A 24,680-nucleotide genomic window follows, 5' to 3' on the forward strand; every position below is an offset into this window, starting at 1 on the left:
CTTGTCGGTGGGCATGAATCCAGCATCGGGCATGGTGAGCGGCTCGGCTGGCGAGATTCCGACAACGTCATCGACTCCCCCGCCGACTCGCGCAAGCCGTGGACGATGTGCTGGGTCCAGGTGCGGCCGCGCCCTACCCGTGGGGGTAGGCCTCCGCGATCAGCTTGGCCCGCAGCACCTGCCACTGGGCGGCCATGTCGTGCACGAGGTACAGCTCGCGGGTACGGGTCCAGGGCTGGCCCGACTCGGGGTCGTAGGTGCCGGGCATGGCGACACCACGGGGCGCGTACGCGGTGATGCCCCGGTCGCGCGTGGTCTGGACACAGCGCTTGTGGTGGTCGCGGAAGCCGACGACGCAGGCGGTGCCGATGCCGCCCGGCAGGTCCTTGCGGGCGTCGGCGACCTGGGCGGCCACTCCGTCGGTGCTGAGGTAGGTGATCGTGCCGTCCTCCGCGACGACCGGCTCGATGGAGGTGACGTCGTCCATCCCGTACTTGCTGTCCAGCCAGCGGGCGATCTCCCACTGGGCGTAGACGGGGATGTCGCGCTCGGCGCGGATCCGGGCGACGGTGTCCGCGAGCGCCTCGTTCACCGGGCCGGGCTCGGGCAGCGTCTTGGCGGGGTCGCCGCCGCCGGTCGCCGGGCGGTTGCCGAATCCGTAGGCGAGGACGAAATCCATGTGGCGCGCCGGGACGGTCTGCGGATGCCAGTCGAAGCCGACGTCGAGGAGGTGCGGCACGACGGCGTCGGCCGTGGCCCGGTCGTCCAACTCCCGCCCGAGCGCGGCGCGCATGTGCGGCGCGAGCCCGGCCGCCTTCCGGCCGGCGCCGTCGCTCGCGGCGGCGGGCGCGGCGGCGGCCAGCGGCGCTGCGGTGAGCGAGGCGGTCAGGGCTGCGGCGAACTGACGACGGTGCATGGACCCTCCGAGGACCTGGTGACCTTTGTGGTCGGCGTCATGATCGCGGCGGGGTGCGACGGGACCGTGAACGCGGGGTGGCCTTTACGGGTACCGCCGTGGCACGTGCGGCGTGACCGGCACTGAGCTACGGGCACCGAGCTACAGGCACTGAGCTACAGGCACCGAGCTACAGGTACTCGCCAAAAGCCGCCCCGGCCCGCTCGTCGAAGACCACGAAGCGGACCTCCGTCACCGACGAGGTCGCCGCCGCCCGCACCGTCTCCACCGCGATCCGCGCCCCGTCCGCGAGCGGCCAGCCGTAGATGCCCGTCGAGATGGCGGGGAAGGCGACCGTGCGCGCCCCCAGCTCGTCGGCGACGCGCAGCGATTCGCGGTAGCAGGAGGCGAGCAGCTCCGAGCGGTCGTCGGTCGCGGACCAGCGGGGGCCGACGGTGTGGATGACGTGCCGGGCCGGGAGCAGGCCCGCGGTCGTGGCCACCGCGCGGCCCGTCTGCAGGCCCTTGCCATAGTGCGAAGCGCGGAGCTTGCGGCATGCGGCGAGGATCTCGGGGCCGCCCCGGCGGTGGATCGCGCCGTCGACTCCGCCGCCGCCGAGCAGGGAGGAGTTCGCCGCGTTCACCACGGCGTCGACCTCCTGCCGGGTGATGTCGCCCTGGACCAGGACCAGTTGGGGCTTCACGGGCTTCATGAGGCGCGCAGCCTCTTCCAGACGGCCTTCGCCGCGTTGTGCCCCGACATGCCGTGCACGCCCGGGCCCGGCGGCGTCGACGAGGAGCAGAGGAAGACTGCCGGGTGCGGGGTGGTGTACGGGGACAGCGACAGCTTGGGGCGCAGCATCAGCTGGAGTCCCGCGACCGTGCCGGAGGCGATGTCGCCGCCCACGTAGTTCGCGTTGCGCACGGCCAGCTCGGGCGGGCCCGCCGTGGCACGGGCGAGGACGAGGTCCCTGAACCCCGGGGCGAAACGCTCCAGTTGACGCTCGATGGCGTCGGTCAGGTCGCCGTCCCAGCCGTTCGGCACGTGTCCGTACGCCCAGAACGTGTGCTTGCCCGCGGGCGCGCGCGTCGGGTCGACGACACCGGGCTGCACGGTGATCAGGAACGGCACCTCGGGGGCCCGGTCCTCGACGGAGGCCGCGCGCAGGGCCTTGCCGATGTCGGAGCGGTACGGGCCGACCTGGACGGTCCCGGCGGTCCTCGCCTCCTTCGCGGTCCACGGCACCGGTCCGTCGAGCGCGTAGTCGATCTTGAAGACGCTGGGGCCGTACCGGAAGCGGTCGTAGTAGCGGCCCAGGCCGGCGATCCGGGCGAGGGCGGTGGGCGTGGTGTCGAAGACGTACGCGCGGGCGGGCGGCAGGTCGTCGAGCCGCTTCACCTCGAAGTCGGTGTGGATCGCACCGCCGAGGTCCTCGAGGTACGCGGCGAGCGCGTCGGAGATCGACTGGGAGCCGCCCCTGGCAAGCGGCCAGCCGCGCGCGTGCGCGGAGAGCGCGAAGACGAGGCCGATCGCGGACGTCGCGAAGCCGCTGAGCGGGGCGATGGTGTGCGCGACGAGTCCGGAGAAGAGGGCGGGGGCCCGCTCGTCGCGGAAGCGGCGCATCAGCCAGGTCGAGGGCGGCAGTCCGAGCAGCCCGAACCGGGCGAGGGTGACGGGGTCGCGGGGCAGCGCGCTGAGCGGCAGCGACATGAAGTCCTGTACGAGGGTGTCCCAGCGGTGCAGCAGCGGCTCGACCATGCGCCGGTACGTGCCCGCGTCGCGCGGGCCGAACGAGGCGGCGGTCTCGGCGACGGACCGGGACAGGACGGCGGCCGTGCCGTCGGGGAAGGGGTGGGCCATGGGCAGCTCGGGCTGCGCCCACCGGAGCCCGTACCTCTCCAGCGGCATGGCGCGGAACGCCGGGGAGTTGACGCCCAGCGGGTGCGCCGCCGAGCAGGGGTCGTGGCGGAATCCGGGCAGCGTCAGCTCCTCGGTGCGCGCCCCGCCGCCGACGGTCCCCTCGGCCTCGAAGAGGGCCACGGAGAAACCGCGCCTGGCCAGTTCGACCGCTGCGGTCAGCCCGTTCGGCCCCGCACCCACCACGACGGCATCGAGCATCGCCGGCACCTCGGACTCCTTCGTCAGCCGATGGCCACACTGCCCGCACAGGATATGCCGGGGCACCGACAATCCCGGGCGGGGGTAGCGTGTGGCCGGTGATCAGCCGCTTCCGCCTCGTCGAGGGATCGCTCACCTCCTGGGTCGAGGTGGCCGCCGACGGGCTGGTGCTGCGGCAGGCGCTCTTCGACGCCGACCGGCCTTCTCCCGAGCTCCCCGCCGTGCTCGAACCGGCGCCCTGGGGCGGCTCCGTGGTCGCGTCCGCGCGGGGCGAACTCGCTTGGCTGGCCGGGCGGTTCGGCGCTCTGGGGGCGCGGCTCTACGAGGCGACGTACGGGCCGCTCACCGCGCGCACCCTGCCCGGCCTGCCCGACAGTCCGGCGGCGCGGCCTGTCACGGAGACCGCGTTCGAGCGGGCCTGGGGCGCGGCCCGCAGGGACCGGCACTTCGCGCCGCGGGTGAGCGGCCCACTGCCGAACGGGACCCGGTGCGTCGGCACGGTGCGGGCCGTCCCGTGGGGGCCGGGGGTGACCGGTCTGTTCCTGGACCTCGGGCCCGGGCTGCCGCTGCCCGCCTTCGTCGACATGGGGCAGCTGCCCCGGGCGCCCGAGGAGTGGCCGAGGGTCGGTGCGGCCGGCTCGTACGAGGTCACCGACGTGCGGTTCCACGCCGGGCCGCCGACCGGCCTTCAGGTCAGGCTCCGGCCGACAGCACCTCACGCACCCGCCGCGCGGTGGCCGCGTCGCGGGCCGCGGTGAACGGCAGCGCGTTCCCCCCGGTGATCGTGAACGGGACGCCGTCCCGCGTGAGGTGGGCGCCGCCCGCCTCCTCGACCAGCAGCAGGCCCGCCGCGTGGTCCCAGGCCAGCTCCCAGCTGAAGGCCGTGGCATCACTGGCGCCGCGGGCCACGGCCAGGTACTCCAGGCCCGCCGAGCCGCACGGGCGCGGGGCGAGGCCTTCGCTGCGCAGACCCAGCAGGGCGCGCTTTTGGGCCTCGGTCGTGTAGTCGGGGTGCGAGGTGGCGATGCGCAGGTCCGTGCCCGGCTCCGGCGAACCGGCGTGCAGCGGGCTCCCGTTGAGCGTCGCGCCCCGGCCGCGTACGGCCACGGCGAACTCGTCGAGCGCGGGCGCGTACGTCCACGAGGCGAGGACGACGCCGTCGAGCGCGAGGGCGACGAGGGTGCAGAAGCCCGGGTCGCCGTGCACGAACTGGCGGGTGCCGTCGACCGGGTCGACGATCCAGACCGGCGCCGTGCCGCGCACCGCCTCGTACGTCGACGGGTCGGCGGCGACCGCTTCCTCGCCGACCACGACGGAGCCGGGCAGCAGGGCGGGCAGTTCGCGCGTGAGGTACTCCTCGGCGCGCTTGTCGGCGACCGTCACCAGGTCGTGCGGGGCGCTCTTCTGCTCGATCTCGTGGGCGGCGAGCTGGCGGAAGCGCGGGGTGATCTCGGCGGCGGCCGCGGCGCGGACGATCCGCTCCACGTCCGTCAGGAGGCGGTCGGTGATGTGCTCGGTCAGAAAGTCGTCGATGCTTTCCGTACTGGTTGTGATCATGACTCCATGAGACCACGGCCCACTGACAACGCGTACCGGCAGGGTGAACAGGCGGTGGAATCGCCGTGAAATCGGCGATTCCACCCTCCAGGAGTCACTCGGCCCCACCTGCCGGGTCTCGTCTGCCGGACCTCACCTGCCGGACCTCACCTGCCGACCGCGTATCCCTGCATGCCGCGCGGGTTCGCCGCCGCCGACAGGACGCCGGTGCGCGGGTCGCGGGCGACGGCGCACAGGCGGCCCTCGGACCAGGCGCCGCCGACGGTCACGTCGTGGCCGCGGCGCCGCAGCTCGGCGACGACGCCCTCGTCCATCCGCCCCTCGACGGTGACGGCACCGGGGCGCATGCCGCGCGGGAAGAAGGAACCGGGGAACGAGTCGTTGTGCCAGTTCGGGGCGTCGATGGCGCCCTGGAGGTCGAGGCCGCCGCGGACGGATCCGCGCAGGGCCACCGCCAGGAAGAAGTGCACCTGCCACTGGTCCTGCTGGTCGCCGCCGGGCGTGCCGAAGGCCAGGACCGGGACGCCGTCCTTGAGGGCGAGCGACGGGGTCAGCGTGGTGCGCGGGCGGCGGCCAGGGGCGAGCGAGTTGGGCAGGCCCTCCTCGAGCCAGGCCATCTGCAGGCGGGTGCCGAGCGGGAAGCCGAGTTCGGGCACCACCGGGTTGGACTGGAGCCAGCCGCCCGACGGGGTGGCGGCGACCATGTTGCCCCAGCGGTCGACGATGTCGAGGTGGCAGGTGTCGCCGCGGGTCCCCCCGCTCTTCTGGACCGTGGGCTCGCCGGCGCCCGCGACGGCCGCGGCGTCGACGCCGGGCTCCCCGGCGGCGGCCACGCGCGCGTGGGCACTCAGCTGCGGCTCGACGCCGAGGGGGCTGCCGGGCCGCAGTTCGTACGACGCCTTCTCGGGGTCGATCAGGGCGCGGCGGGCGGCGTTGTACTCGTCGGACAGCAGCGCGTCCACGGGGACTCCTGCGGGAGCGGCGTCCCCGTACCAGGCCTCGCGGTCCGCCATGGCGAGCTTGCAGCCCTCGATCAACAGGTGGACGTAGTCGGCGCTCCCGTAGGCGGGCAGTTCCGGCGGGAGGAGGGCGAGCTGCTGGAGGAAGGCGGGGCCCTGGCTCCAGCCGCCTGCCTTGCACAGCGTCCAGCCGTTCCAGTCGTACGTGGCGGGGGCCTCGTACGTCGCCTCCCAGGAGGCCAGGTCCGCGGCCGTCAGCGTGCCGGTGTGCCGCTCGCCGCTGGTGTCCATGGTGGGCCGCCGCGCCTGGCGCACGAGCGCCTCGGCGATGAAGCCCTCGCGCCAGATGCGGCGGGCCGCCTCGATCTGCGCCACGCGGTGGACACGGCCGGCGCCGCCCGCCTCCTCGGCCTCCGCTATGAGCCGCTTCCAGGTGGCGGCCAGCTGCGGGTTGCGCAGCAGTTCGCCGGGGTGCGGCGCCCTGCCGCCCGAGAGGTACACCTCGGCGGACGACGGCCACTCCTCCTCGAAGAGCGCGCGCACGGTCTCGACGGTCTCGCCGACGCGCTCCACGGGCGCGTGCCCGTCCTCGGCGTACCCGATCGCGTACCGCAGGACGTCGGCGAGGGACTTCGTGCCGTGGTCCTTCAGGAGGAGCATCCAGGCGTCGAAGGCGCCGGGCACCGCTGCGGCGAGGGGTCCGGTGCCCGGGACGAGGTCGAGGCCCAGGGACCTGTAGTGCGCGACGGTGGCACCGGCGGGGGCGACGCCCTGCCCGCACAGCACCACCGGCTCGCCACCGGCCGGGGCGAGGATCATCGGGACCTCGCCCGCGGGCCCGTTCAGGTGCGGCTCGACGACGTGCAGGACGAAGCCCGCGGCGACGGCGGCGTCGTAGGCGTTGCCGCCGCTCTCGAGGACCGCCATGGCGGACTGGGAGGCGAGGTAGTGCGTGGAGGACACCATGCCGAAGGTGCCCTGGAGCGTGGGGCGCGTGGTGAAATGCATCTCTGACCTTGCGGTTCGCGGGAGTTGGCCGCCTCCATCCAACCCCAGGCGGAAGCCCGGGGGCCAGGAATTCTTTCTGCCCGGTCGTACCCGGTCGTGAAAGGATCAGCGCCATGGACTACCGGTACGCCACTGCCGCCGACGCCCCGGCGATGGCTGAACTCTTCGCGGCCAATCACCACGACGCCCTCACGGAGCAGCAGCGGGCCGAACAGGGCTTCGTGCAGGGCGGTTTCAGTGAGGACGTGCTGCGCTCGATGGCGGACGACGGCGGCCTTCTCGTCGCGGACGACGAGGGGCGCCTCGCCGGTCTGCTGGGACTCGCTGCCCCGGAGCGCGTGCCGAGCCCGCCTCCGCCGGTGCAGGCCCTGATCGATGCGCGGGATTCGCTGCACTGGGAAGGCCAACTCCTCAGTGCGGTAACCGTGTTGCTCTACGGGCCGGTGGTGGTCGCCGCCGCGTACCGCGGCAAGGGTGTGGCCCGGGGGCTGTTCGACGCGGCGCTCCGCGCGGCCACCGGTCGCGCCGACGTACTGGTCGCCTTCATCGAACTCGCCAATCGGACGTCTTGGAGGGTCCATGTCGACGGCTTCGGCATGACCCCTCTGGGAGAGTTCAGCATCGGCGATCGCGCCTACGGCGTGGTGGGTGCGTCGACCAGGGCCCAGTAGACATCGGTAGAGATCAGCAGACATCCATCGATAGGCATCGCCATGGAAGAACTCGCGCGGCTCAGCGATGTAGAGCAGGCCGCGGCCGGTCACGGGCAGGTGATCTGGGCCGCCCAGGGGCAGGGCGGCGAGGGGCTGGGGCCGGGGGTGCGGGCCTGGCGTCACGGGGCGGCGTTGGCGGTGGCCAGCCCCAGCAGGCAACAGGACCGACTCGTGGTGCAAGGTGACGGCGCGGACGCGGTCGCCTTGGTGCGGCGGGTCCTGGCGGAGGTCGGGGCGTCCTATCGGGTCCTGGGGGAAGCCGAGTTGGTCGATGGACTGGTGCGGCAGGTGCCCGGTCTGGTGCCTGTGCACCACTTCTTCTGGATGGAGACCACGTCCTCCCCCGGTGCCGCCGCCATCGAAGGCGTGCGGTGGCTGGACGCCGGTGAGGAGAAGGGGACGGCCTCGCTGTTCGATCGCTTCTTCCCCGACTCCTACGCGCAGCCGGGGCGCACCGGCGTACGCCGGTGGGCCGGCGTCGTCGGGGAGACGGACGGCAGCGGCGGGGCGGAGCCGCTGGCGGTCGCGGCCGACGCGTGGTCCGCTACCGGGTGCGGGTTCATGGGCGGAGTGCTCACCCACCCGTCCGCCCGCGGCCGCGGCCTCGCCCGCGCGGTGTCCGCCTTCGTCCTGGACGACCTCGTCGCCCGCTACGGCCGTGCGGCGCTCATGGTCCTCACCGGCAACGCGCCGGCCATCGCCACGTACGAAGGCCTCGGCATGGTCGGACGCCGGTGCGGGGCGGCGCAGATCCCGGCGCTTCGTGCCGCGTAGGCACGTCGCCGCTTCCTGCGGTTCAGCTGTCCACCCAGCCGTGCTTGCGGCCGCTCTGCACCAGCTCGCGGCGGATCGTCAGGATCTGTTCGCCGGTCAGTGACGGGGCGGCGCGCAGCAGCAGTTCCGTGACCTCGTTCGTGAACTCGTCGACCCGCAGGACGTCGCACAGCACGTCGTCGCCGTCGGCGGCCGCGTGCCGGCCGGGCGCCGGTGCGGAGGCGCCCTCGGCGAGCTGAACGGACGACGCCTTCGGGCCGCGATCGCCGTCCTCGATGTCGAACTCCACCTTCAGGCCCGTGCGCAGATACGACTCGGGGATGAGGAGGTCGTTGACGTGCAGGAAGACGTCCTCACCTCCGTCGTCCGGCGCGATGAACCCATATCCGCGCGCTCCGTCGAAGCGCACCACACGACCAGCGACCATGCCGACCCCCAACCACCACGGCGGACCAAAGTGTCCGCATCCTCTGCAACTTGAGCGGATCCTAGCGGCCCGCGGCCGCCTCCTGCGCCCGGTGCCAGGCGGTCGTGCCGAGCCGTCCCGTGCTGCCCAGGTCGAGCGGCGGGTCGGGGATGACGGTCGCGGTGCCGCGGGCCGGTCGCGGGTCGACGACGACCTGGTCGACGGTGACCGGCGGGTGCGTGGTGTCGTCGTAGGTGTTGCGCCAGACCAGGTCGGTGACGGCGGATTCGCCGGGGCGCAGGGTGATGCGGCGCGGTCCGGCGTCCACGCCGGTGGTGATGCCGTCCGTGCCTTCGAGCACGCGGACGCGCTCGACGGGAGTGCCGTCCGGCTTCTGGGGCGTCAGCCGGGGATAGCCGTACAGCTCGACCGTGGTGCTGCCGCAGTTGGTGAGGGTCAGATCGAGAACGCGCAGGCCCATGGCCGCGTCGCCGCGGCCCGCGGTGATGCGCGTCCCGGAGGCGGGGCAGACCGTCGGGGAAGAGGTCGAGGAGGAGGCCGAGGAGGAGGTCGAGGTGGGAGCCGGGGAGGCGGTCGGCTGCCGGGCGTCCTTCGGCTGCGGGGCCTCGCCGTACTGCGCGAACTTCGACGGGTCGAGCGACTCGGCGTGCACGCCCCCGGGGTACGTCTTCCGCGCCTCGGCCGCCCCGGCGGGTGTGGTCGTGGCGGTGCCGCAGCCCGCCAGGAGCGCCGCACCCGCGACCGCCCCCGCCAGCCGCGCGAGCGCCGCCCTTCTCCCGCTCCCCCTGATCCTCATGCGGCGATCCTATGCACCCGCTTCCCCGGCCTCTTGGGTGCGGGCGGTGACCAGACCCGACTCGTAGGCGAACACGACGAGTTGGGCCCGGTCGCGGGCGGCCAGCTTGGTCATGGCGCGGCTGATGTGGGTCTTGGCGGTGAACGGGCTGATGACCATGTGCGCGGCGATCTCCTCGTTGGTCAGGCCCCGTGCCGCGAGCGCGGTGACCTCGCGCTCGCGCGGCGTGAGGCACTCGAGGCCCGGCGCCGTCGCCCGGTCCGGCGGCCGGGCGACGAACTCGCCGATGAGGCGGCGCGTGACGGACGGCGACAGCAGGGCGTCGCCGCGCGCGACCACCGCGATGCCGGTGAGCAGGTCCTCCGGCTCGCTGTCCTTGAGCAGGAACCCGGAGGCTCCCGCGCGCAGTGCCTCGAAGACGTACGCGTCCACTCCGTAGTTCGTGAGCATCACGACGCGGACGGCGGCGAGGGCGGGGTCCGCGGCGATCCGCCGGGTCGCTTCGATGCCGCTCGTCCCCGGCATCTGTACGTCCATGAGCACCACGTCCGGCACGCGCGCGCGGACCAGTCCGACGCCCTCCTCCCCGTCGGACGCCTCCCCCACGACCTCGATCCCGTCCTCGGCGTCGAGGAGCGCGCGGAACCCGGCGCGCATCAGCGCCTGGTCGTCGACGAGCACGACCCTGATCGTCGGGCTCACGGGGCGACCCCGTGAACCCTGCGAGCCCCGTGCGCGGCACCGGGGGCGGCGGTCTCCGGGGCCGGTGTCCGCACCGGTGGTGGCGTGGGCGCGGCGCCGCCCGTCCGCCGTATCGCCTCGGGCACTCCGCCGAGGGGCAGCGTGGCCCGCACCTCGAAGCCGCCGTCCTGTCGCGGTCCCGCGTCCAGCGTGCCGCCGAGCGTGGCGACCCGCTCCCGCATGCCGGTCAGGCCCGTGCCCTCGGTGGGCGGGCTGTCCGGGGACGCACTGCCGGTGTCCGTCACGGTGATCGCCAACTCCTCGTCCCCGTAGGCGAGTCGGACCTCCGTCCGTGCCTCGCGGCCCGCGTGCCGTGCCACGTTCGTCAGGGCCTCTTGAACGATCCGGTACATCGCCCGGTCCAGCGGCGCCGACAGCGGCTGCTCGGTCCCGGTGACGGTGAGGGCGACGGAGATGCCCGCCGAGCGGGCGCGCTCGACCAGCAGGGCGGGGCTGCCCGTCGGCTCGTCCGTGCGCAGCACGTCCAGGGTCGCCCGCAGCTCGCGCATCGCCTCGCCGCTCGCCTCCTGGATCGCCAGCAGCGCGGGCGGTACGTCCTCGCCCCGCTTGCGCGCGAGGTGCACGGCGACTCCCGCCTGCAGTTTCACTATCGAGATGCTGTGGGTGAGCGAGTCGTGCAGCTCGCGTGCGATGCGCAGGCGCTCCTCGCCCGCGCGACGCAGGGCCGCCTCCTCGCGGGTGCGCTCGGCCTCCTGGGCGCGCTGCTCGGTCTGGTGCAGATACGCCCGCCAGTTCTTGTCGGCCTGCCCCGCGAGGACCGCGCACAGGAACCAGCCGCCGAGCAGGATGCCCCGTGTGGTGGCGCCGTCCGCGGTCAGCGCGTCCTGCGTGATGTAGAAGCCGAGGAAGACGGCGGCCAGGGCCCCGGCCAGGCTTCTGTGGCCCGCCCTGCACGCCGTGTTCACCGCGATGAACACCGGGAGGGCCGCCAGCGGTCCGGGGTGCGCGTGCGCAACGTACGCCGTCGTCAGGGCAGTTGAGACGAACAGGGCCTCGCGCGGCAGGCGGCGGCAGCCCGCGAGGGCCGCGGCCGACGCCAGCGTCAGTGCGTAGTCGAGCGCTCCCGTGCCCTCCTCGCCGAGCGCCGCCGCGAGCACGACGGCCGCTCCGACGATGACGGCGAGCGCCGCGTCTCCCAGGTACGCGAGCCGAGCCGCCGACGGCGACACGCTCCCCGTGGCCGTGGCCTCCGTGGCCGTGGCCTCCGTGGTCCCCGTAGTACCGGCAGTCGCCGCAGGCCCGGTAGTCCCCGTAGGCCCTGTGAGTCCTGTGGTCCCCATGGGCCCCGTGACCGCTCCCCCGCCGTCCCCGTCTCCCGCTCCGCTGCCGCTCATCCGCTCCCCCGATCCCCGGCTCCCGCGCCCAAGTCCCCCTGCCTGCCTCGAAGGTTAGACGCCGCCACTGACATCGTCCTCAGCCGCGAGGACGGCTCCGGGCGCGCGTCTACTTCCCCGGGAGTAGAGGGAGGTGGGCTCCGCCGTACGACGCCCGGAAGCAGGCCCCGGCGCGAGTCTGAGCAGGTCCGCAGCGCCACCGAGCACCGGCCCGAGGAGTCAGCATGTCCAGCCCGTACCGCTACACCCAGCCTCCGCACCCGAAGTCCGCCACCGGCACGGCCGCCGCGGTCTACGCGCAGACCGCGACGGACTTCGGCATCGCGCGGCCCGCGACCCTAGTCGTCCTCGCGTCGGCGCCCGAACTCCTCGCTCCCGCCTGGGCGTTGCTGCGGGAGTCCCTGATCGCGGGCAGCGGGTCGCGCACCGACCGCGAGCTGGTCGCGGCCGGGACCTCCCTCGCGAACCGCTGCCCGTTCTGCGTCGACGCGCACGCGGTGCTGCTGCACGCGACCGGCGACCACGCGCTCGGCGAGGCGGTGGCCCGCGCCGAGCAGCCGCGCGACGCGCGGGCGGCCCGGATCCTGGAGTGGGGCCGGGCGACCCGCGTGCCGGGATCGCCGGCGCTGACGCCGCCGCCGTTCGCCCGCGCCGACCTCGCCTCGCACATCGGCACCGCCCTGACCTTCCACTTCATCAACCGGATCGTGTCCGCCCTGCTCACGGAGAACCTGCTGCCCGCGGGCGCCCAGCGCTTCCATGCGGTGCGGTCCTGCGCCGGACGGGGCATCTCCCGCGTCGTCCGCGCCACGCACACGCCCGGCACCTCGCTGCCCCTGCTCGACTCACCGGGTTCGGGTCCCGCGTGGGCGGCCGGTACGTCCGTCGGCCCGGCCTACGACGCCCTGCGCACCGCGGCCACGAAGGGCGCGGGACTCCTCGACGACGCCGACCTCGCCCTCGTGCAGGACACGGTCGCCCAGTGGGACGGCTCGCACCCGCCGGCCGTCTGGCCCCAGTTGCCGGACCGGGCCGACCGGCCGGGCGCACGGCTCGCGCTGCTGGCCGCGCTCGCCCCGTACCGGATCACCGACGAGGACGTCGCGGCCTGGAAGGTGCCGCCGTTCACGGACCACTGCCTGGTGCATCTGATCGCGTTCGGGGCGTTCGCCGCCGTCGACCGGATCGAGTCCGCCCTGCCCGTACCCGACCTCATGGAGGTGTCATGACCCTCACCCGGGCCCGCATCGTCAACCTGCGCCAGGAACAGGCCTGGAACGGCCCGCTCGGCCGGCACTGGGCCACCCACCACCGCCGCTTCGACGCCCTGCTCGGGGAGGCGGACGAGGCGCTGTTCACGGCCGCCGCCATCGCGCCGGGCGACCGGGTCCTGGACATCGGCTGCGGCGCCGGGGCGACGACCCGGGCCGCGGCCCGGCTCGCGGCGCCCGGGCACGCCGTCGGGGTGGACATCTCGGCGCCGCTGCTCGACCGGGCCCGGGCCATCGGCGCCGAGGAGGGGGTGGGCAACGCGGCGTACGAACGCGCGGACGCCCAGGCGCACCCCTTCCCCGCGGGCGGCTACGACATCGCGCTGAGCCGCGGCGGCGTGATGTTCTTCGAGGACCACGTGGCGGCGTTCGCGAACGTGGCGCGTGCCCTGCGCAGGCGCGGGCGGCTCGTCTTCGTCTGCCCGCGGCGCCCGGGTCCCGACTCGGAGGAGAGCACGGCCCTCGCCCTGTTCGCCCGGCACTTGGCAGAGGAGACGAAGGAGACGGAGGAGACGGAGGAGATCGAGGAGGTAGAGGAGGTAGAAGAATTGGAGGCGATGAGCGAGGCTGCCGAGTCGGGGCACGAGCCCGACGCGCGGGCCGCGCACACCGCCATGTCGTCGCTGTCCGAGCCGTACCGGATCCACGCCGTGCTGCACCGCACGTACGAGAAGATCACCGTCAGCCCCGTGGACATCCACACCCACTGGGGCGATTCGCCGGCCGACGCCGTCGACTTCCTGTTGTCGCGCACCCCGACCCGGCGCGTGTCGGCTGCGACGCGCGCCGTGCTGGAGAGTTCGCTCCGTCCGTACGCGACCGCGCGCGGCGTGCGGACACGCGCCGGGGTGTGGCTGGTGACCGCCGTACGCCGGGACGATGCCGGTGTGTGATGCCCGCGTGACAGAAGTGGCGGTATCGCCGTACAGGAACTCATGTGAGACTGACGTCCCCCACCCCACCTGACGTAAGGGACGTACGCCGTGCGTTCTCTCCCGCTCCCGGTCACCCTGGCCGCCCGCCTGCTGCCGGTCGCCGTGCTCGCCTGCGCGGGCTGGGCCTGGTCCACCGGGCCGATGTCCGACTCCGCCGACCAGGACCACGCGAAGGCGTCGCCGCAGTCGTCGCAGTCGCCCGGTCCGAGCGACTCCGTCGCGGCGAAGACGTACGCGAAGCCGCCCGCACCGTGCGACACCATTGCCGACAAAACGGTCAATTCACTGGTGCCGGGTGCGAAAACGGCCGGCAAGGAGCTCGCGGCGACCGACGCGTCGGTCCGTCGCGGCTGCTCCTGGAGCGCCCTCAAGGGGTACGACTACCGCTGGCTCGACGTCTCCTTCGAGGTCAAGAGCTCGGACGCCGCCGCCAAGCAGGCGTTCAAGGACGGCAGCGACACCGCGGGCGCCACGGCTCAGGACATCGGCGACGAGGCGCGGCTGAGCACGAACGTCACCACCAAGGACAAGCAGCAGACCCGCGAGGCCGTCGTCACGGTCCGCAGGGCCAACACCCTGGTGACCATCACCTACAACGGCAGCGACTTCGAGTCCAAGGGCGCCCCGTCCGCCGACACGGTGCGCAAGGGCGCCACCATGGCGGCACGTGACGCGGTCGCCGCGCTGGAGGCGTCGGGCAAGGGGTCCCCCAGCTCCAGCTCCAGCTCCAGCACTTCCTGACCGCCGCGCCCTCAAAGCCCCCTCCTCCCACCCCTCCCCACCCTCAACTCCCTTTCCCGCTACGGTGGATCACCAGGCCGAGGTGTGGGGTGGCGGGGGCGCATGGGATCGCAGCGGGACGGCGGCGGGCAGCCGCACATCAGCAACACCGTCATCGACAGCACGGCCGACTATCTGATCCAGGTCGGCATCCTGCACGGCGACCTCAATCTGACGCTGCGGGCCGACATCCCCCCGGACGAGACCGAACTGCGCCGCGCGGAAAGGAGGTTGGCCAGCAGCCTCATCCACCAGTGGTGCGCCGTGGCCGACACCTGGCGGATGACGGACCCGGCCCCGCTGCCCGTGCGCTGGACGCCCAGCGATCGGCTCTCCCGGCAGGGATCCTCCGTGGCGCCCCGGTCCGGGACGGACACGATGGCCGGTACGTTCCTCGGCCTCGAGCCGCGCCGCCTCGTCATCCTCGGTACGGCGGGCTCGGGAAAGACCGTCCACGCGGTGCTGCTCACCATCGAACTCCTCGCGCAGCGGCTGAAGTTCGAGGAGGACGTGCCGGTGCCGGTGCCCCTGTCCCTCGAGTCCTGGGACACCGGTCGCCACGCCTTCGACGAGTGGGTGGAGCACCGGCTGCGCCTCGACCACCCCGGGCTGCCGTTCGTGGACGGCGCGCATCCCGCCCGGCGGCTCGTCGCCGACCGGCGCGTCCTGCCGGTCCTCGACGGCCTCGACGAACTGCCCGAGCACCGCCGCGCGGAGGTCCTGCGCGCCCTCAACCACGGAATCGCCTCCGCGGGCGGGGTCGTACTCGTCTCCCGTACGGCGGAGTACACGCAGCTCGACCGCAGTGGCAGCGGACTGCACGGCGCCGCGGTCATCGAGTCCCTGCCGCTGCGCGCGCAGGACGTCTCCGACCACCTCACCCTGGTCGGCCGCCACACGGGTACGTCCGATGCCTGGGCGCCGCTGGCCCGCCACCTGCGGGACGAGCCGGGCAGTCCGGTGTCCCAGGCGCTCACGCGACCGCTGATGGTGTGGCTGTTGCGGGCCACATACGGTCAACCCGGCGGCGATACCACGGACTTGGTGCGCGAGGAGCGTTTCGCTTCGCGGGCCGCCGTGGAGGAACACCTCCTCGACGGGGCCGTGCACGCCGCGTTCCCCTCCCTGCCGAGCCGGCCCGGGCTGATGCATCGGCCGCTGGCGTGGGACGCGGGGCGGGCGCAGGGGTGGCTTCGGTATCTGGCGCGGTGGATGACGCGGCGGCGGAGCTCGGAGCTGGCCTGGTGGAGGTTGTACGCGGCGCCGCTGCCGCGGGTGTTGGCGGTGCCGGCGCTGCTGGTGGTGGGGATCGTGATGTCGTTGGTGAGCGGGGCCCTCACGCCCGAGGATGGCTTCTCCTACATGCCGGACAGCCAAGTCCCCTGGGGAGGCGTCCTCTCCGTCCTCATCGGCCGCACGCTGACCGAGGTGTGGTTCGAACGCGGCCTCGGTGAACCGAGGCGCAGCGCCAACCCCCTGCTCTTCCTCTCCCATCTGCGTGCTGTCGAGCGGCATTCCAAGGCCGGTCCGCTCGTACGCCTCGCGGTGCTGAGCGGCGCTCCCACGCTCGCCGCCGTCATGCTCGGGCTGCACTTCTTCACCGACACCGACCCGGCCCTCGCCTGGATCGCGTTGAGCTTCATCCTGGCCCCGCTGCTGATGATCGTGTACGCGGCTCCGTCGGACACCGTGGACACCGCATCGCCCGAACAACTCCTGCAGAGCGAACAGTCCACGTTGATGGGCCTGTTGACGACCGTCGCACCGCTGTCCGGCCTCGGGCTGGGATTGTTCCTCGGGTGGCAGAACGGCATCTCCGCCTGGCTCGCCGCCTCCGCGACCCTCATCCTCCTGAGCCCCTGGAGCCGCTGGATCCTCGCCAAGTCCGTCATGGCCGTGGCCGGTCAGGGCCCGTGGGCGCTCATGCGGTTCCTCAAGGACGCGCGCACCGCAGGTCTGTTGCAACAGAGCGGCGGCGTCTACCGCTTCCGCAACCGCCGCCTCCAGGAGCACCTCGCCGGTGACGTGCCGCAGCGATCGGCGCTGCCGATCCCGGCCGCCCGCTCCGAGGACTTCACCGTCGTTCGCGACGCGCACCATTTCCGGCTCAGCGGGAAGTCCAAGCGGATCCCGGTGGCCCACTGGACAGGCATCTCGGTGATCACCGCAGGATTCGCCGTGCGCCTGGGCGTCACTGGCGCGTGGGACGAGGCACCGGCATGGGTCGCGCTGCTCCTGTGGCCGTTCATCGGCATCCTCATCACCGCCATCGGCTACGCCCTCCCGCCCCGCTCCCAAGACCTGGAGCTCACCCGCGAAGCCGTCTCCGCCACCACCGGACGCGTCCACGTTCGTTACGAGTGGCGGCACGTCGAGGAGATCGCGGTGCGGCGCGCAGTGGTGCGCGGGCGCGACGGCGGGTTCTACGCGCTCCAGGTGCGGCTCACCGCGGACGCGCCGCTGCCCAGGCGCCGGCTGCGCGCCGGGGCCGGCTGGTGCTTCGTGGCGCCACTGGGCTTCGCGCCCGAGCTGCCGCCCGCCGTGGACGCGGCGCTGGTCGACTTCGCGGGCGCACGCTGGCGCCGGTGACGCCCGACGCCCGACGCCCGGACAGGCTCTCAGCACAGAGGCCGGACTCCGGTCCCGCCGCCGGTGAGCAGCGCGAGGCAGCGCGTGGTGACGGTGCGGCCGTCGTCGGTGGCGTTCACGGCGTACGCGATCGGGGACGGGCCCTGCGCGTCGTGCGGGGCGGTGAGCCGCCAGCGGGCGGTGTAGGAGCGGTGCGCGTCGAGGGTGACGGTGGCGGGGCCGAGGAGTCGGGCCTGCCGGCCGGACGGGAGGATCGGCGGCTGGACGGCCACGTCCAGGGGCCGGTCGAGGGTGTTCTCGATACGGAGTGCGCCGTCGGTCAGCGGGCGCAGGCGCAGGGCGTCGGAGCTGGTCCAGCGGACGTTGACCTCGCGCAGCCGGGCACGGGCGCGGGCCTCGGCTCCGCCAGGGAGGGAGCTGAGGCTGAAGCGCACGGCGTCGGCGGTCCGCCTGAGGGGGTAGTCACGGCCGTACGTCTTGGTCATGTTCTTGCCCTCGGCCTGCTTGTGGTCGCGCACGCCCTCGTGCGACGGGAAGAACGTGCTCGAGCCGAGCTGGCCCTCCACCGACATCGTGACCGGCGACCACATCTCGGTGCTGTCCGGGTCCCAGTCGTACGAAACCTCGCTCAGCGGCAGCGGGAGCCCGAAGTCGAGCCGGAACCAGTTGTCCGCGAAGTCGAGGCCGAGGGCGTCCTTCTCCTTGGGCGCCCCCTTCACCGACCAGTACCCGGCGTGCCCCGGCAGCGTGTTCCTCGGGGACGTGCCGGGCGCGGAGTAATCCCCGGTGATCCTGGGCCAGTCGGCGGTGGTGTGGGCCAGGATGTCGACCTCGTGGACGGTCGCGGTCAGCGGGTGCCGCCAGCGGTCGTACGCGCGCGGGAGCCCGTGCAGTGACGCCGCCGGGAGGACCCCGGACTGCAGGACGACGAACGCGAGGGGCAGCGCCAGATACCCCATCACGTGGGCGAGCAGCAGTGTGTGGCGGGCAGGGCGGTGACGGGGCAACTCCCTTACGTGTTCCCCGGGTTCGCCGGGCGGTGACGGGGGCGCGAGATGCGCATCCGCCGCGCTCGCGCGCCCGGCACCGGACGACGACGCCCACAGCAGCGTCGCGTCGAGGCCGGGGTCGTCCGCCGCGACACAGCGCACCTCGCCGCCGGTCGCCTCCAGCACCCGCAGCAGATGACCGCCCCCGGAAGCCGTCAACTGCCCCCGCACATCGGTGTCTTCAGCCGCACCGGCGTACAGCACCGCGTAACGGCGACGCCGCGCCGGGAGGGTTTCGACGGCCCGCAGCACCCGGATCACGGCCTCCGCGTCCGCGCCGTACGGGGCCGGGTCGGAGACGAGCAGCAGCAGTCCGTCGGCGTGCCGCAGCGCGTCGAGCCCGTCGAGTGCCGCCTGCGTGGCGTACGTGCCGCCCGGCGGGCTGTGCAGGAGCAGCGGTCGTCCGGCGGTGCGGGCGAGCGGGACGCCCCGTGCCGCCGGTACGCCGAGTGCGGTGAGGCCGCGTCGCTGCACCTGGGCCCGGCGGCCGGCGGACGGGCCGACGATCAGGACCACCCGCGCCCGGTGCCAGCCCTTCGGCAGCAGGCCGGTGCAGTGCGGGCAGCAGGTGTCGAGCCGTCCCCGGCCGATGACGGTCGGCAGCCGGGCGCCGCAGCGGCAGCGGTGCGCCAGCACGCCGTACGCGTTCGGCTCCACCTGGGCGTGCTGGGCCCGGCAGTTGGGGCAGAGGGTCAGGGGGCGCACGATGGTGCCCGCACAGTTGGCGTACGGGCACAGGGCCGGGCGCCCCGCGCCGCGTACGGCCCGGTCCACGCGCGCGATCAGGAGCCAGAGGGCGTACCAGGCCGCCCACACCAGGCACGACACCGCCCAGACGAGCAGCACGCTCAGCAGGGGCAGCACGCTCAGGGCCGCCGTGATCAGCAGTGCGGTGGCGACGCTGGCCGCGAGCACGGGGTACAGGACGATGGCGAGGCAGCCGGGGAGCGGCCGGGGGCCCTGTCCGCTGGGCGTCGTGATGCCGGGCAGGAACCGCTCGGCCGCGGTCAGCACCCGGCGCTGCCCGGCGAAGCTCTCGCGCCAGGCGTGCAGGAGGTCGCGCGGGCCGGTGACGCAGGGGTAGGCGGGCACGGCGGGTTCGCCGTCCCGGGCGAGCGCGATGCGAGAGGCCCGACCGAACGTGGCCCACATCGCCGCGAGTTGGGCCCACAGCAGGCGCGGCAGGGCCACGAAAATGCCGTACGCCGCGCAGATCACGGCGAGGAAGGCGAGCCCCAGGACGAACATCACCAGGCTCTCCATGCGGTCACCCCGATTCCGGCGTGGATCCGCGCCGCCAGTGCAGCAGCGACGGACGTTCGCGCCGCTCGGACTCCAGCACCAAGTCCCGTAAGGCAGCGAATGTCTGAGCCTCCGTCAACAGGCCTTCTCCATAGAGCTTCAAGAGGCGCACACCGGATCGTTCCGGAGCCCACACCGCCTTGCGCAGCACATGCAGGGCGACGCCCGGCGCCTCCCGCAGCGGGACGTCATCGGCGTCGGCCAAGTAGGCGCACAGGGGCGGGTCGAGGGCGGTGGCGCGCAGCTCCGGGTTCCGTTCCAGTGCGGCGAGGAGTCCGGCGAGGACGGCTGTGCGGTACGGCTCGGGCAGGGGTGCGAGCGTCGCCGGTACGCCGCCGAAGGGAGGCGCGGCGTGCCGTGCGGCGGCGTCGCGGACCCGCTCGGGGTCGACACCGACGGACGGCAGCCGGAGTTCACCGAGAGTACGCACGAAGGACGACAGGTCGCTCCCCAACTCTGCCTCGTCCAGGGCAGTTTCGACCGCTGCGCGCGCCCGGTCGCGCATCTCCGGCGCGACGTCCGCGAGCCGTCCGGCGATCCCCGCGTCCGGCACCGCCTCCGACCGTTCGAGTACGGAGCGCACGGCCGCGGGCAGCAACTCCCGTGCCGCCGCGAACCTTTGGAGCAGCGGCGCCGCCTCCCGCGTACCGGCCAGGACTGCGCACGCTTCGCGCAGCCCTGGGACACCGCCGGGGGCCGCGTCCCACAGTTCGGCCACCGCGTCCACCGCGTCGAGATCGTCGCGCGCCCAGGCCGCCGCCAGGAACCGGGCGGCTGTGCACGGCTCCCCCGCATCCGTGGCCTCCAGCGTGTCGAGGTCGAGGCGGGGGCGTGCGCACCGCTCCCCCAACTCCCTTGTCGTGCCGACCAGATGGACGCGCTCCCCGTCCGGCTGACCGGAGTAGCTCGTGAACGTCAGGTCTGCGGCGAGGCCCGCCGGCAGGGCGTACGAGACCGCCGCGATCCAGTCGACGACGCGGTCCGTGCTGTCGGCGAGCAGGGCGGCGCCGGTTCCCCGCGTCCCGGCGTCGAGTGCTCGGAGCGTACGGTCGAGCAGCCGTGCCAGCAGCGCCTCGCCCCGTTCCCCCGTCTCGTCGAGCAGGCGGCGCACGCGCGCGGGTCCCACGGCGCCGCCGGGCAACGGCTCGGGCACGTCGCCGAGTTCGGCCGCGGGCGCGCTCGCCCACAGCGGGCTGCCCCACAGTTCGACCGGCCGGAGGCCGACCAGGATGTCGGGGGCCGCGACCAGGGCGTGGCAGAAGTAGTTGCCGAGGCGGCCCGAGTAGTCGCGGCCGGTGGCGTGCGTGCGGGTCAGCACGGCAAGGCCGTCGGCCGGGCGGTCGTACGCGAACGCCACGGGGAGAGCGGCGAGTTGACCCTCGTCGGGCGGCGGGAGGTACCGGGGCCGGATCGCGTCGAGTGCGCCCCGCGCCGCGGGCGAGACGGCCGTGAAGCGGAAGCCGCCGTGCCGCGATCCGGCGTCCGGAGGCGCGGACGTGTAGTGGGCCTGCCCCATGACCTGCCCCATGACCTGCCCCATGACCTGCCCCATCGCCTGTCCCTTGGCCTGCCCCAACGCGCCGTCCCTCACCTACCGTTCACCGCCCGCCCGTCTCGTCGAGCACTCCGAACCGGTGCAGCAGCCACATCAGCGGGTCCTCCGCCCGGTGCGGCCGCACCACTCCCCCGTCGCCGAGCCGGCCGCCCGTGGCGTGCGGCGCGTGGCCGAGGGCGGACAGGGCGAACAACTGGTACGTGGCGCAGAACCGGTCGAGCCTGAGCGGGAGTTGGTCCTCGTTCCAGCGGCGCAGCAGGGCGTCGAGTTCGGTGTGGACGGCGAGCCGGTCGTCGGCGTCGAAGACGGGGCCCGGGCGGCGGCCGCGGTGCAGCGGCGAGTTGTCGGGCAGGTGCGGCCACAGCAGGTCGGCCTTGGTGAGCGCCACGGCGACCGGCAGCGTCAGTTTCTCGTCGCCCGCCGTGCCGTGCGCGGCCCGCAGATGGGTGAGCAGGCGGGTCAGCACCTCGATCGAACCGCCAGAGGTGCCCGGCCCGCCGACGGGCCGGTCGAGCGGGCTGCCCGGCAGGTCGAGCGGGTCGACGAGGACGATCACGGCGTCCGCCTCGGCGAGATAGCGCAGCTCGCTCTCCACGCGGTCCTGGGACGTGAAGTGCTCGCCCGCCGTGTCGAGGAAAACCAGCGTCAGGACCCGCTCGCGCCTGCGCCCGAAGCGGCCTCGCCGGGTCCTGCCGAGCCGGTACACGAGAGGTGAACTCCCGCCCCCCGCCGCGGTCTTGGGGACGGTGTGCCGGGCCTCGTACAGATGACGTTCGTAGCGTTCGTGGTAGTCGGCCATCGTCGCGTCGTCGCAGGGCATGAGCGCGGCGTCGAGTTCGGCGCCGAGGCGGTGCAGGAGTTCGTGGAGCAGGACGCCGATGTACGTGCTCTTGCCGGAGCCGACGGGACCCGCGAGCGCGACGAGCCGTCCCGGGGTGCGCAGATACCCCTCGGGGAAGCGGCCGTCGCAGGCCGTGCAGCGCAGCCGGGTCGTGGACCTGCGGCAGACCGTGCACACGGCGCGTCCGGCGAGCGGGTCGGCGCGCCGCAGGCCAGCGCCGTCGGCGCAGTCGGAGCCGCCGGACACGCAGGCATACGCGATCTGCGCGCGGCCGACCCGCCGGAAGCAGTGCGGGCACACCCAGGTGCGGCGGCGTCGCGTGAGACTGCTCAACTCCCTTGCTCCTTGCCCAGTTTGAGCGACCCTTGCGGGGGGTCGCGGAGGACCAGCGGCGTGCCGTCGGCGGGTTCGGCGAAGCAGCGCAGCCAGCGCCGCTCGCGGCCGCGCGGCAGCGGGGCGGTCAGGCGGGCGCCCGGTGCGAGCAGCACGTCGTGGGCCTCGGCGAGGACCGTGCCGTCGGCCGCGTCGAGGGGCCAGCCCCGGCCGTGCGAGACGACGAGGAGCAGCCGGTGGGCGCGTACCGGGGTCTGCGCGGTGAACTCGGCGGTGACCGTGCGGCGTCCCGGCAGGCCCGCGCGGACGAGCCGGTAGTCGACGTGGGTGCGGCCCGCGAGGTGGGCCCGGGTGGTGGTGCCGTGCGCGCGCAGCCCGCCGAGCCGGACGACCGGGCGCACCTCCACGTCGAGGCCCCCGGCGCCGTCGGCCTCCGGGACGGGGACGCCGGTGTCCTGCTCGTAGGCGGCGCGGGTCACCGTGCGGCGGTGCTCGGCGCCGGTGCCGGGCACGCGCCACACCAGTTCGGCCTCGTCGCCCGCGTCCTGCGGCCAGGCGAAGACGACGAGCGGCCCGCTCGCGCCGTGCCGGGCCAGGCGCGGGGTACCGAGGGTCTGGGCGCAGGCCAGGGCGTGCCCGCCGGTGACGGCGCGGTCGTCGGCGACGGTGACGGCGAGGACGACGGTGGGCCGCTGCGGCGGCACGAGCCGCAGCCCCTCCGGGTCGGGTGCGGTGGCGAGCGGCTGCGCGGGCAGCGCGCCCGCGGGGATGCGGGTGCCCGTGGTCCACGGCGGCTCCGCGTCGAAGCCGTACAGCAGCACCGTGCCGGTCCGCGGCGGGGTGAACCGGGCCAGGAGGCGTCCCGGTTCGTCGGGCGCGGGCCCGACGGTCAGCGCGGCGACGGGCTCGGGCGCCCCCTGGGGTGTGACGGTGCGCCGGATGCCGTCGGTGCGCACCGGGCGTCCGTCGTCGTCGCGGTGGACGACGCGGATGCGGTACGTGTACGCCGTGCCGTTGATCAGGGTGCTGTCGGTGAAGCCGTCCCGGTGCGCGGGCACGGCCACGTCGGGGGCGCCCGGCGCGGAGCGCACCACGTCGACGGAGTCCGCCCCGGCCGGGCAGGTCCACGCGGCGGCGACCTCCGCGTCGCCGGCGCGCAGGTGCAGCTCGGCGACCTCGGGCCGGTGCACGAGCGGGCCGAACACCCTCAACTCCGAGACTGCGCCGTCGGGTTCGGCACCGCGGCGGGCGGCGACGGCGTAGTACAGGGGGACGTTCGGGGGCGGGTCCCGGTCCTCGTACGAGGTGGCGCGCGGGGACGCCGGGGTGAGCGGGACTCCGTCGCGCAGGGTGCGCGGGCGGTGGTGTGCGGCCCGGATCAGGACGTGGGTGGGTTCGCCGGTGGTCGAGGGGGTGGGGTCCCAGGTCACCACGATGACGGGGCCCTCCTGGGCCGCGGTGAGCGCGGGGACGGGGGCGACGGCGAGGTCGCGGCGGGCGGCGTCGACACCGGGCAGGTCGCGGACGATCGCCTCGGCGCGCTCGATGAGGTCCCAGGCACGGTCGGACTCGGCGGGCGGCAGCGCCCGTGCCCGGTCGACGAGCGCGCGGGCCTGCGCGAGGGTGGCGCGCACCTGCGTGACGAGGTCGGCGGCGGTGCCGGGCGGCAGCCGGTCGGCGACGGCCGCGGCCTCCACGAGCCGGCCGTCGGCGACGAGCCGGCCGAGCCGGACGGCGACCGGGTCGGCGCCCTCCTCGTGCAGGACGGCGAAGACGAGCCGCCGCGCGTCGGCCTCGACGATGCCCAACTCCCCTGTCGCGTACGCCAGGAGGGACCCGGCGGCAGCGCGTGCCGCGCGGCGCTCGCGCAGCGGCACCGTCACGTCGTACAGGAGCAGGCGCACAAGTCCGGCGGAGCCCTCGTCGGCGTGCACGGCGCGCACGGCGGCGACCAGGGTCTGGGCCGCGGTGTGCGCGGTGCCGTGCGGCAGGCGGCCCCAGCGGCGGGCCGCCGCCTCCAGTTCCGCCCTGTCGGGCCCGGGTCCGCCGAACACCCGGACCGGCCGTGCGGCCCGGCCGCCGGGTGCCGCGGCGGCCAGGAAGTCGGCGAGGTGGCGAAGGCCGAGGACCTCCAACTGGCGTCTGCCGCGCGCGTAGGCGGGGTGCGGGGCGGTCGGGGGCAGCGGGTCGGGCTCGGTGACGCGCAGGCCGAGGCCGGGGAGCAGGGCGCGCAGGCGCGGCTCGTCGGCCCGGTGTGCGGCGGCGGCTTCCGCGAGGGTCCCGGGGGCGAGCAGGCCGAGGCCGTCGGCCGCCTCCGTGAGGGCCGTGCGCAGCCGCTCGACGTCGGCCTCCGACTGTCGCCCGTGCGCGTCGAGCGCGGCCCGCAGAGGCCCCAGGTCACCGCCCGCGGCCGCGTCGAAGAGTGCCCGGTGGGCGAGGTGGCCCGCCTCCAACTCGTCGACTACGGCGCGGTACTTGAGCCGTCCGCGGCTGCGCCGCCAGCAGGCGCGCACGGCGGTGACGGCCGCGGTGACACCCGGCCCGTCCAGGCGGCGCGGCAGCTGGTAGCGCACGCGCAGATCCCCGGTCACGGGCGTACCGGCGTCCAACACCTCGGCGCGGTAACGGACTTCGTCGAACTCGTACGGCATGATCCGGTTCCCCCGCGGCCCCGTCGAAGAA

Annotated in this window: 20 protein-coding genes; 7 read left to right on the top strand and 13 right to left on the bottom strand. The window is 74.3% G+C overall.

Annotated features, from left to right (window positions below):
- Nucleotides 1-133: 133 nt before the first annotated feature.
- From ACIBUY_RS02760 to ACIBUY_RS02770, 3 genes are all read right to left on the bottom strand, one after another.
- A complete protein-coding gene (locus ACIBUY_RS02760; RefSeq protein ID WP_399151500.1) occupies nucleotides 134-916 on the bottom strand; it encodes a hypothetical protein in 783 nt (260 codons plus the stop codon).
- Between the two features lie 169 nt (nucleotides 917-1,085).
- Entirely contained in the window at nucleotides 1,086-1,607 is a 522-nt protein-coding gene (locus ACIBUY_RS02765; RefSeq protein ID WP_365568334.1) for an O-acetyl-ADP-ribose deacetylase, read from the bottom strand.
- Nucleotides 1,604-3,013 (bottom strand): NAD(P)/FAD-dependent oxidoreductase, encoded by a 1,410-nt coding sequence (locus tag ACIBUY_RS02770; protein WP_365568433.1) that lies wholly within the window; start codon nucleotides 3,011-3,013, stop codon nucleotides 1,604-1,606. Before ACIBUY_RS02770 ends, ACIBUY_RS02765 begins: the two co-directional genes overlap by 4 nt.
- Nucleotides 3,014-3,111: 98 nt before the next feature.
- Here ACIBUY_RS02770 and ACIBUY_RS02775 point away from each other — a divergent pair, with 98 nt between their 5' ends.
- Nucleotides 3,112-3,771, top strand: a complete 660-nt coding sequence (locus ACIBUY_RS02775; protein WP_399151501.1) for a hypothetical protein — start codon at nucleotides 3,112-3,114, stop codon at nucleotides 3,769-3,771.
- Here ACIBUY_RS02775 and ACIBUY_RS02780 read toward each other — a convergent pair.
- Nucleotides 3,707-4,570: an inositol monophosphatase family protein gene (locus ACIBUY_RS02780; RefSeq protein ID WP_365568340.1), complete on the bottom strand. Its 864-nt coding sequence runs from the start codon at nucleotides 4,568-4,570 to the stop codon at nucleotides 3,707-3,709. The two genes, ACIBUY_RS02775 and ACIBUY_RS02780, sit on opposite strands and share 65 nt — an antisense overlap.
- 146 nt (nucleotides 4,571-4,716) lie before the next feature.
- Nucleotides 4,717-6,537, bottom strand: coding sequence for a gamma-glutamyltransferase family protein (locus ACIBUY_RS02785; protein ID WP_399151502.1), 1,821 nt, complete (start codon nucleotides 6,535-6,537; stop codon nucleotides 4,717-4,719).
- 113 nt (nucleotides 6,538-6,650) lie between these two features.
- Between ACIBUY_RS02785 and ACIBUY_RS02790 the strand changes: the two genes are divergently transcribed.
- Entirely contained in the window at nucleotides 6,651-7,208 is a 558-nt protein-coding gene (locus ACIBUY_RS02790) for a GNAT family N-acetyltransferase (protein WP_365568345.1), read from the top strand.
- 42 nt (nucleotides 7,209-7,250) lie between these two features.
- Nucleotides 7,251-8,024: a GNAT family N-acetyltransferase gene (locus tag ACIBUY_RS02795; protein WP_365568348.1), complete on the top strand. Its 774-nt coding sequence runs from the start codon at nucleotides 7,251-7,253 to the stop codon at nucleotides 8,022-8,024.
- 22 nt (nucleotides 8,025-8,046) lie between these two features.
- Here ACIBUY_RS02795 and ACIBUY_RS02800 read toward each other — a convergent pair whose 3' ends face one another.
- From ACIBUY_RS02800 to ACIBUY_RS02815, 4 genes are all read right to left on the bottom strand, one after another.
- The gene (locus ACIBUY_RS02800) at nucleotides 8,047-8,451 is read right to left on the bottom strand and encodes a cold shock domain-containing protein (RefSeq protein ID WP_365568351.1); all 405 of its coding nucleotides are present in this window, start codon (nucleotides 8,449-8,451) and stop codon (nucleotides 8,047-8,049) included.
- A 61-nt stretch (nucleotides 8,452-8,512) separates the two neighbouring features.
- A complete protein-coding gene (locus tag ACIBUY_RS02805; protein ID WP_399151503.1) occupies nucleotides 8,513-9,247 on the bottom strand; it encodes a DUF4232 domain-containing protein in 735 nt (244 codons plus the stop codon).
- Nucleotides 9,248-9,256: 9 nt separating this feature from the next.
- Nucleotides 9,257-9,949 (bottom strand): response regulator transcription factor, encoded by a 693-nt coding sequence (locus ACIBUY_RS02810; RefSeq protein ID WP_365568357.1) that lies wholly within the window; start codon nucleotides 9,947-9,949, stop codon nucleotides 9,257-9,259.
- Entirely contained in the window at nucleotides 9,946-11,178 is a 1,233-nt protein-coding gene (locus ACIBUY_RS02815; protein ID WP_399151504.1) for a sensor histidine kinase, read from the bottom strand. The genes ACIBUY_RS02810 and ACIBUY_RS02815 overlap by 4 nt, the downstream gene beginning before the upstream one ends.
- A gap of 389 nt (nucleotides 11,179-11,567) precedes the next feature.
- Here ACIBUY_RS02815 and ACIBUY_RS02820 point away from each other — a divergent pair, with 389 nt between their 5' ends.
- The 4 genes from ACIBUY_RS02820 (at nucleotide 11,568) to ACIBUY_RS02835 (ending at nucleotide 16,918) form a co-directional block, all read left to right on the top strand.
- The gene (locus tag ACIBUY_RS02820) at nucleotides 11,568-12,572 is read left to right on the top strand and encodes a carboxymuconolactone decarboxylase family protein (protein WP_365568363.1); all 1,005 of its coding nucleotides are present in this window, start codon (nucleotides 11,568-11,570) and stop codon (nucleotides 12,570-12,572) included.
- Nucleotides 12,569-13,507, top strand: coding sequence for a class I SAM-dependent methyltransferase (locus ACIBUY_RS02825; protein WP_399151505.1), 939 nt, complete (start codon nucleotides 12,569-12,571; stop codon nucleotides 13,505-13,507). Before ACIBUY_RS02820 ends, ACIBUY_RS02825 begins: the two co-directional genes overlap by 4 nt.
- A 90-nt stretch (nucleotides 13,508-13,597) precedes the next feature.
- Nucleotides 13,598-14,290, top strand: a complete 693-nt coding sequence (locus ACIBUY_RS02830) for a hypothetical protein (RefSeq protein ID WP_399151506.1) — start codon at nucleotides 13,598-13,600, stop codon at nucleotides 14,288-14,290.
- A gap of 102 nt (nucleotides 14,291-14,392) precedes the next feature.
- Nucleotides 14,393-16,918 (top strand): NACHT domain-containing protein, encoded by a 2,526-nt coding sequence (locus ACIBUY_RS02835; protein WP_399151507.1) that lies wholly within the window; start codon nucleotides 14,393-14,395, stop codon nucleotides 16,916-16,918.
- Between the two features lie 29 nt (nucleotides 16,919-16,947).
- On the opposite strand, the gene ACIBUY_RS02840 is transcribed toward ACIBUY_RS02835, so the two are convergent.
- The 4 genes from ACIBUY_RS02840 to ACIBUY_RS02855 are packed head-to-tail and all read right to left on the bottom strand — an operon-like array spanning nucleotide 16,948 to nucleotide 24,649.
- Nucleotides 16,948-19,230 carry a hypothetical protein gene (locus ACIBUY_RS02840; RefSeq protein WP_399151508.1) on the bottom strand — a complete coding sequence of 761 codons (2,283 nt, stop codon included), beginning with the start codon at nucleotides 19,228-19,230 and terminating at the stop codon, nucleotides 16,948-16,950.
- 4 nt (nucleotides 19,231-19,234) lie between these two features.
- On the bottom strand, nucleotides 19,235-20,821 hold the full coding sequence (locus ACIBUY_RS02845; protein WP_399151509.1) for a hypothetical protein: 1,587 nt from the start codon (nucleotides 20,819-20,821) through the stop codon (nucleotides 19,235-19,237).
- 46 nt (nucleotides 20,822-20,867) lie between these two features.
- Nucleotides 20,868-21,998 carry a hypothetical protein gene (locus tag ACIBUY_RS02850; RefSeq protein ID WP_365568381.1) on the bottom strand — a complete coding sequence of 377 codons (1,131 nt, stop codon included), beginning with the start codon at nucleotides 21,996-21,998 and terminating at the stop codon, nucleotides 20,868-20,870.
- Nucleotides 21,995-24,649: a hypothetical protein gene (locus ACIBUY_RS02855; protein ID WP_399151510.1), complete on the bottom strand. Its 2,655-nt coding sequence runs from the start codon at nucleotides 24,647-24,649 to the stop codon at nucleotides 21,995-21,997. Before ACIBUY_RS02855 ends, ACIBUY_RS02850 begins: the two co-directional genes overlap by 4 nt.
- Nucleotides 24,650-24,680: the final 31 nt, after the last annotated feature.

The organism is Streptomyces sp. NPDC050085, assembly GCF_044460595.1.
GTDB lineage: Bacteria > Actinomycetota > Actinomycetes > Streptomycetales > Streptomycetaceae > Streptomyces.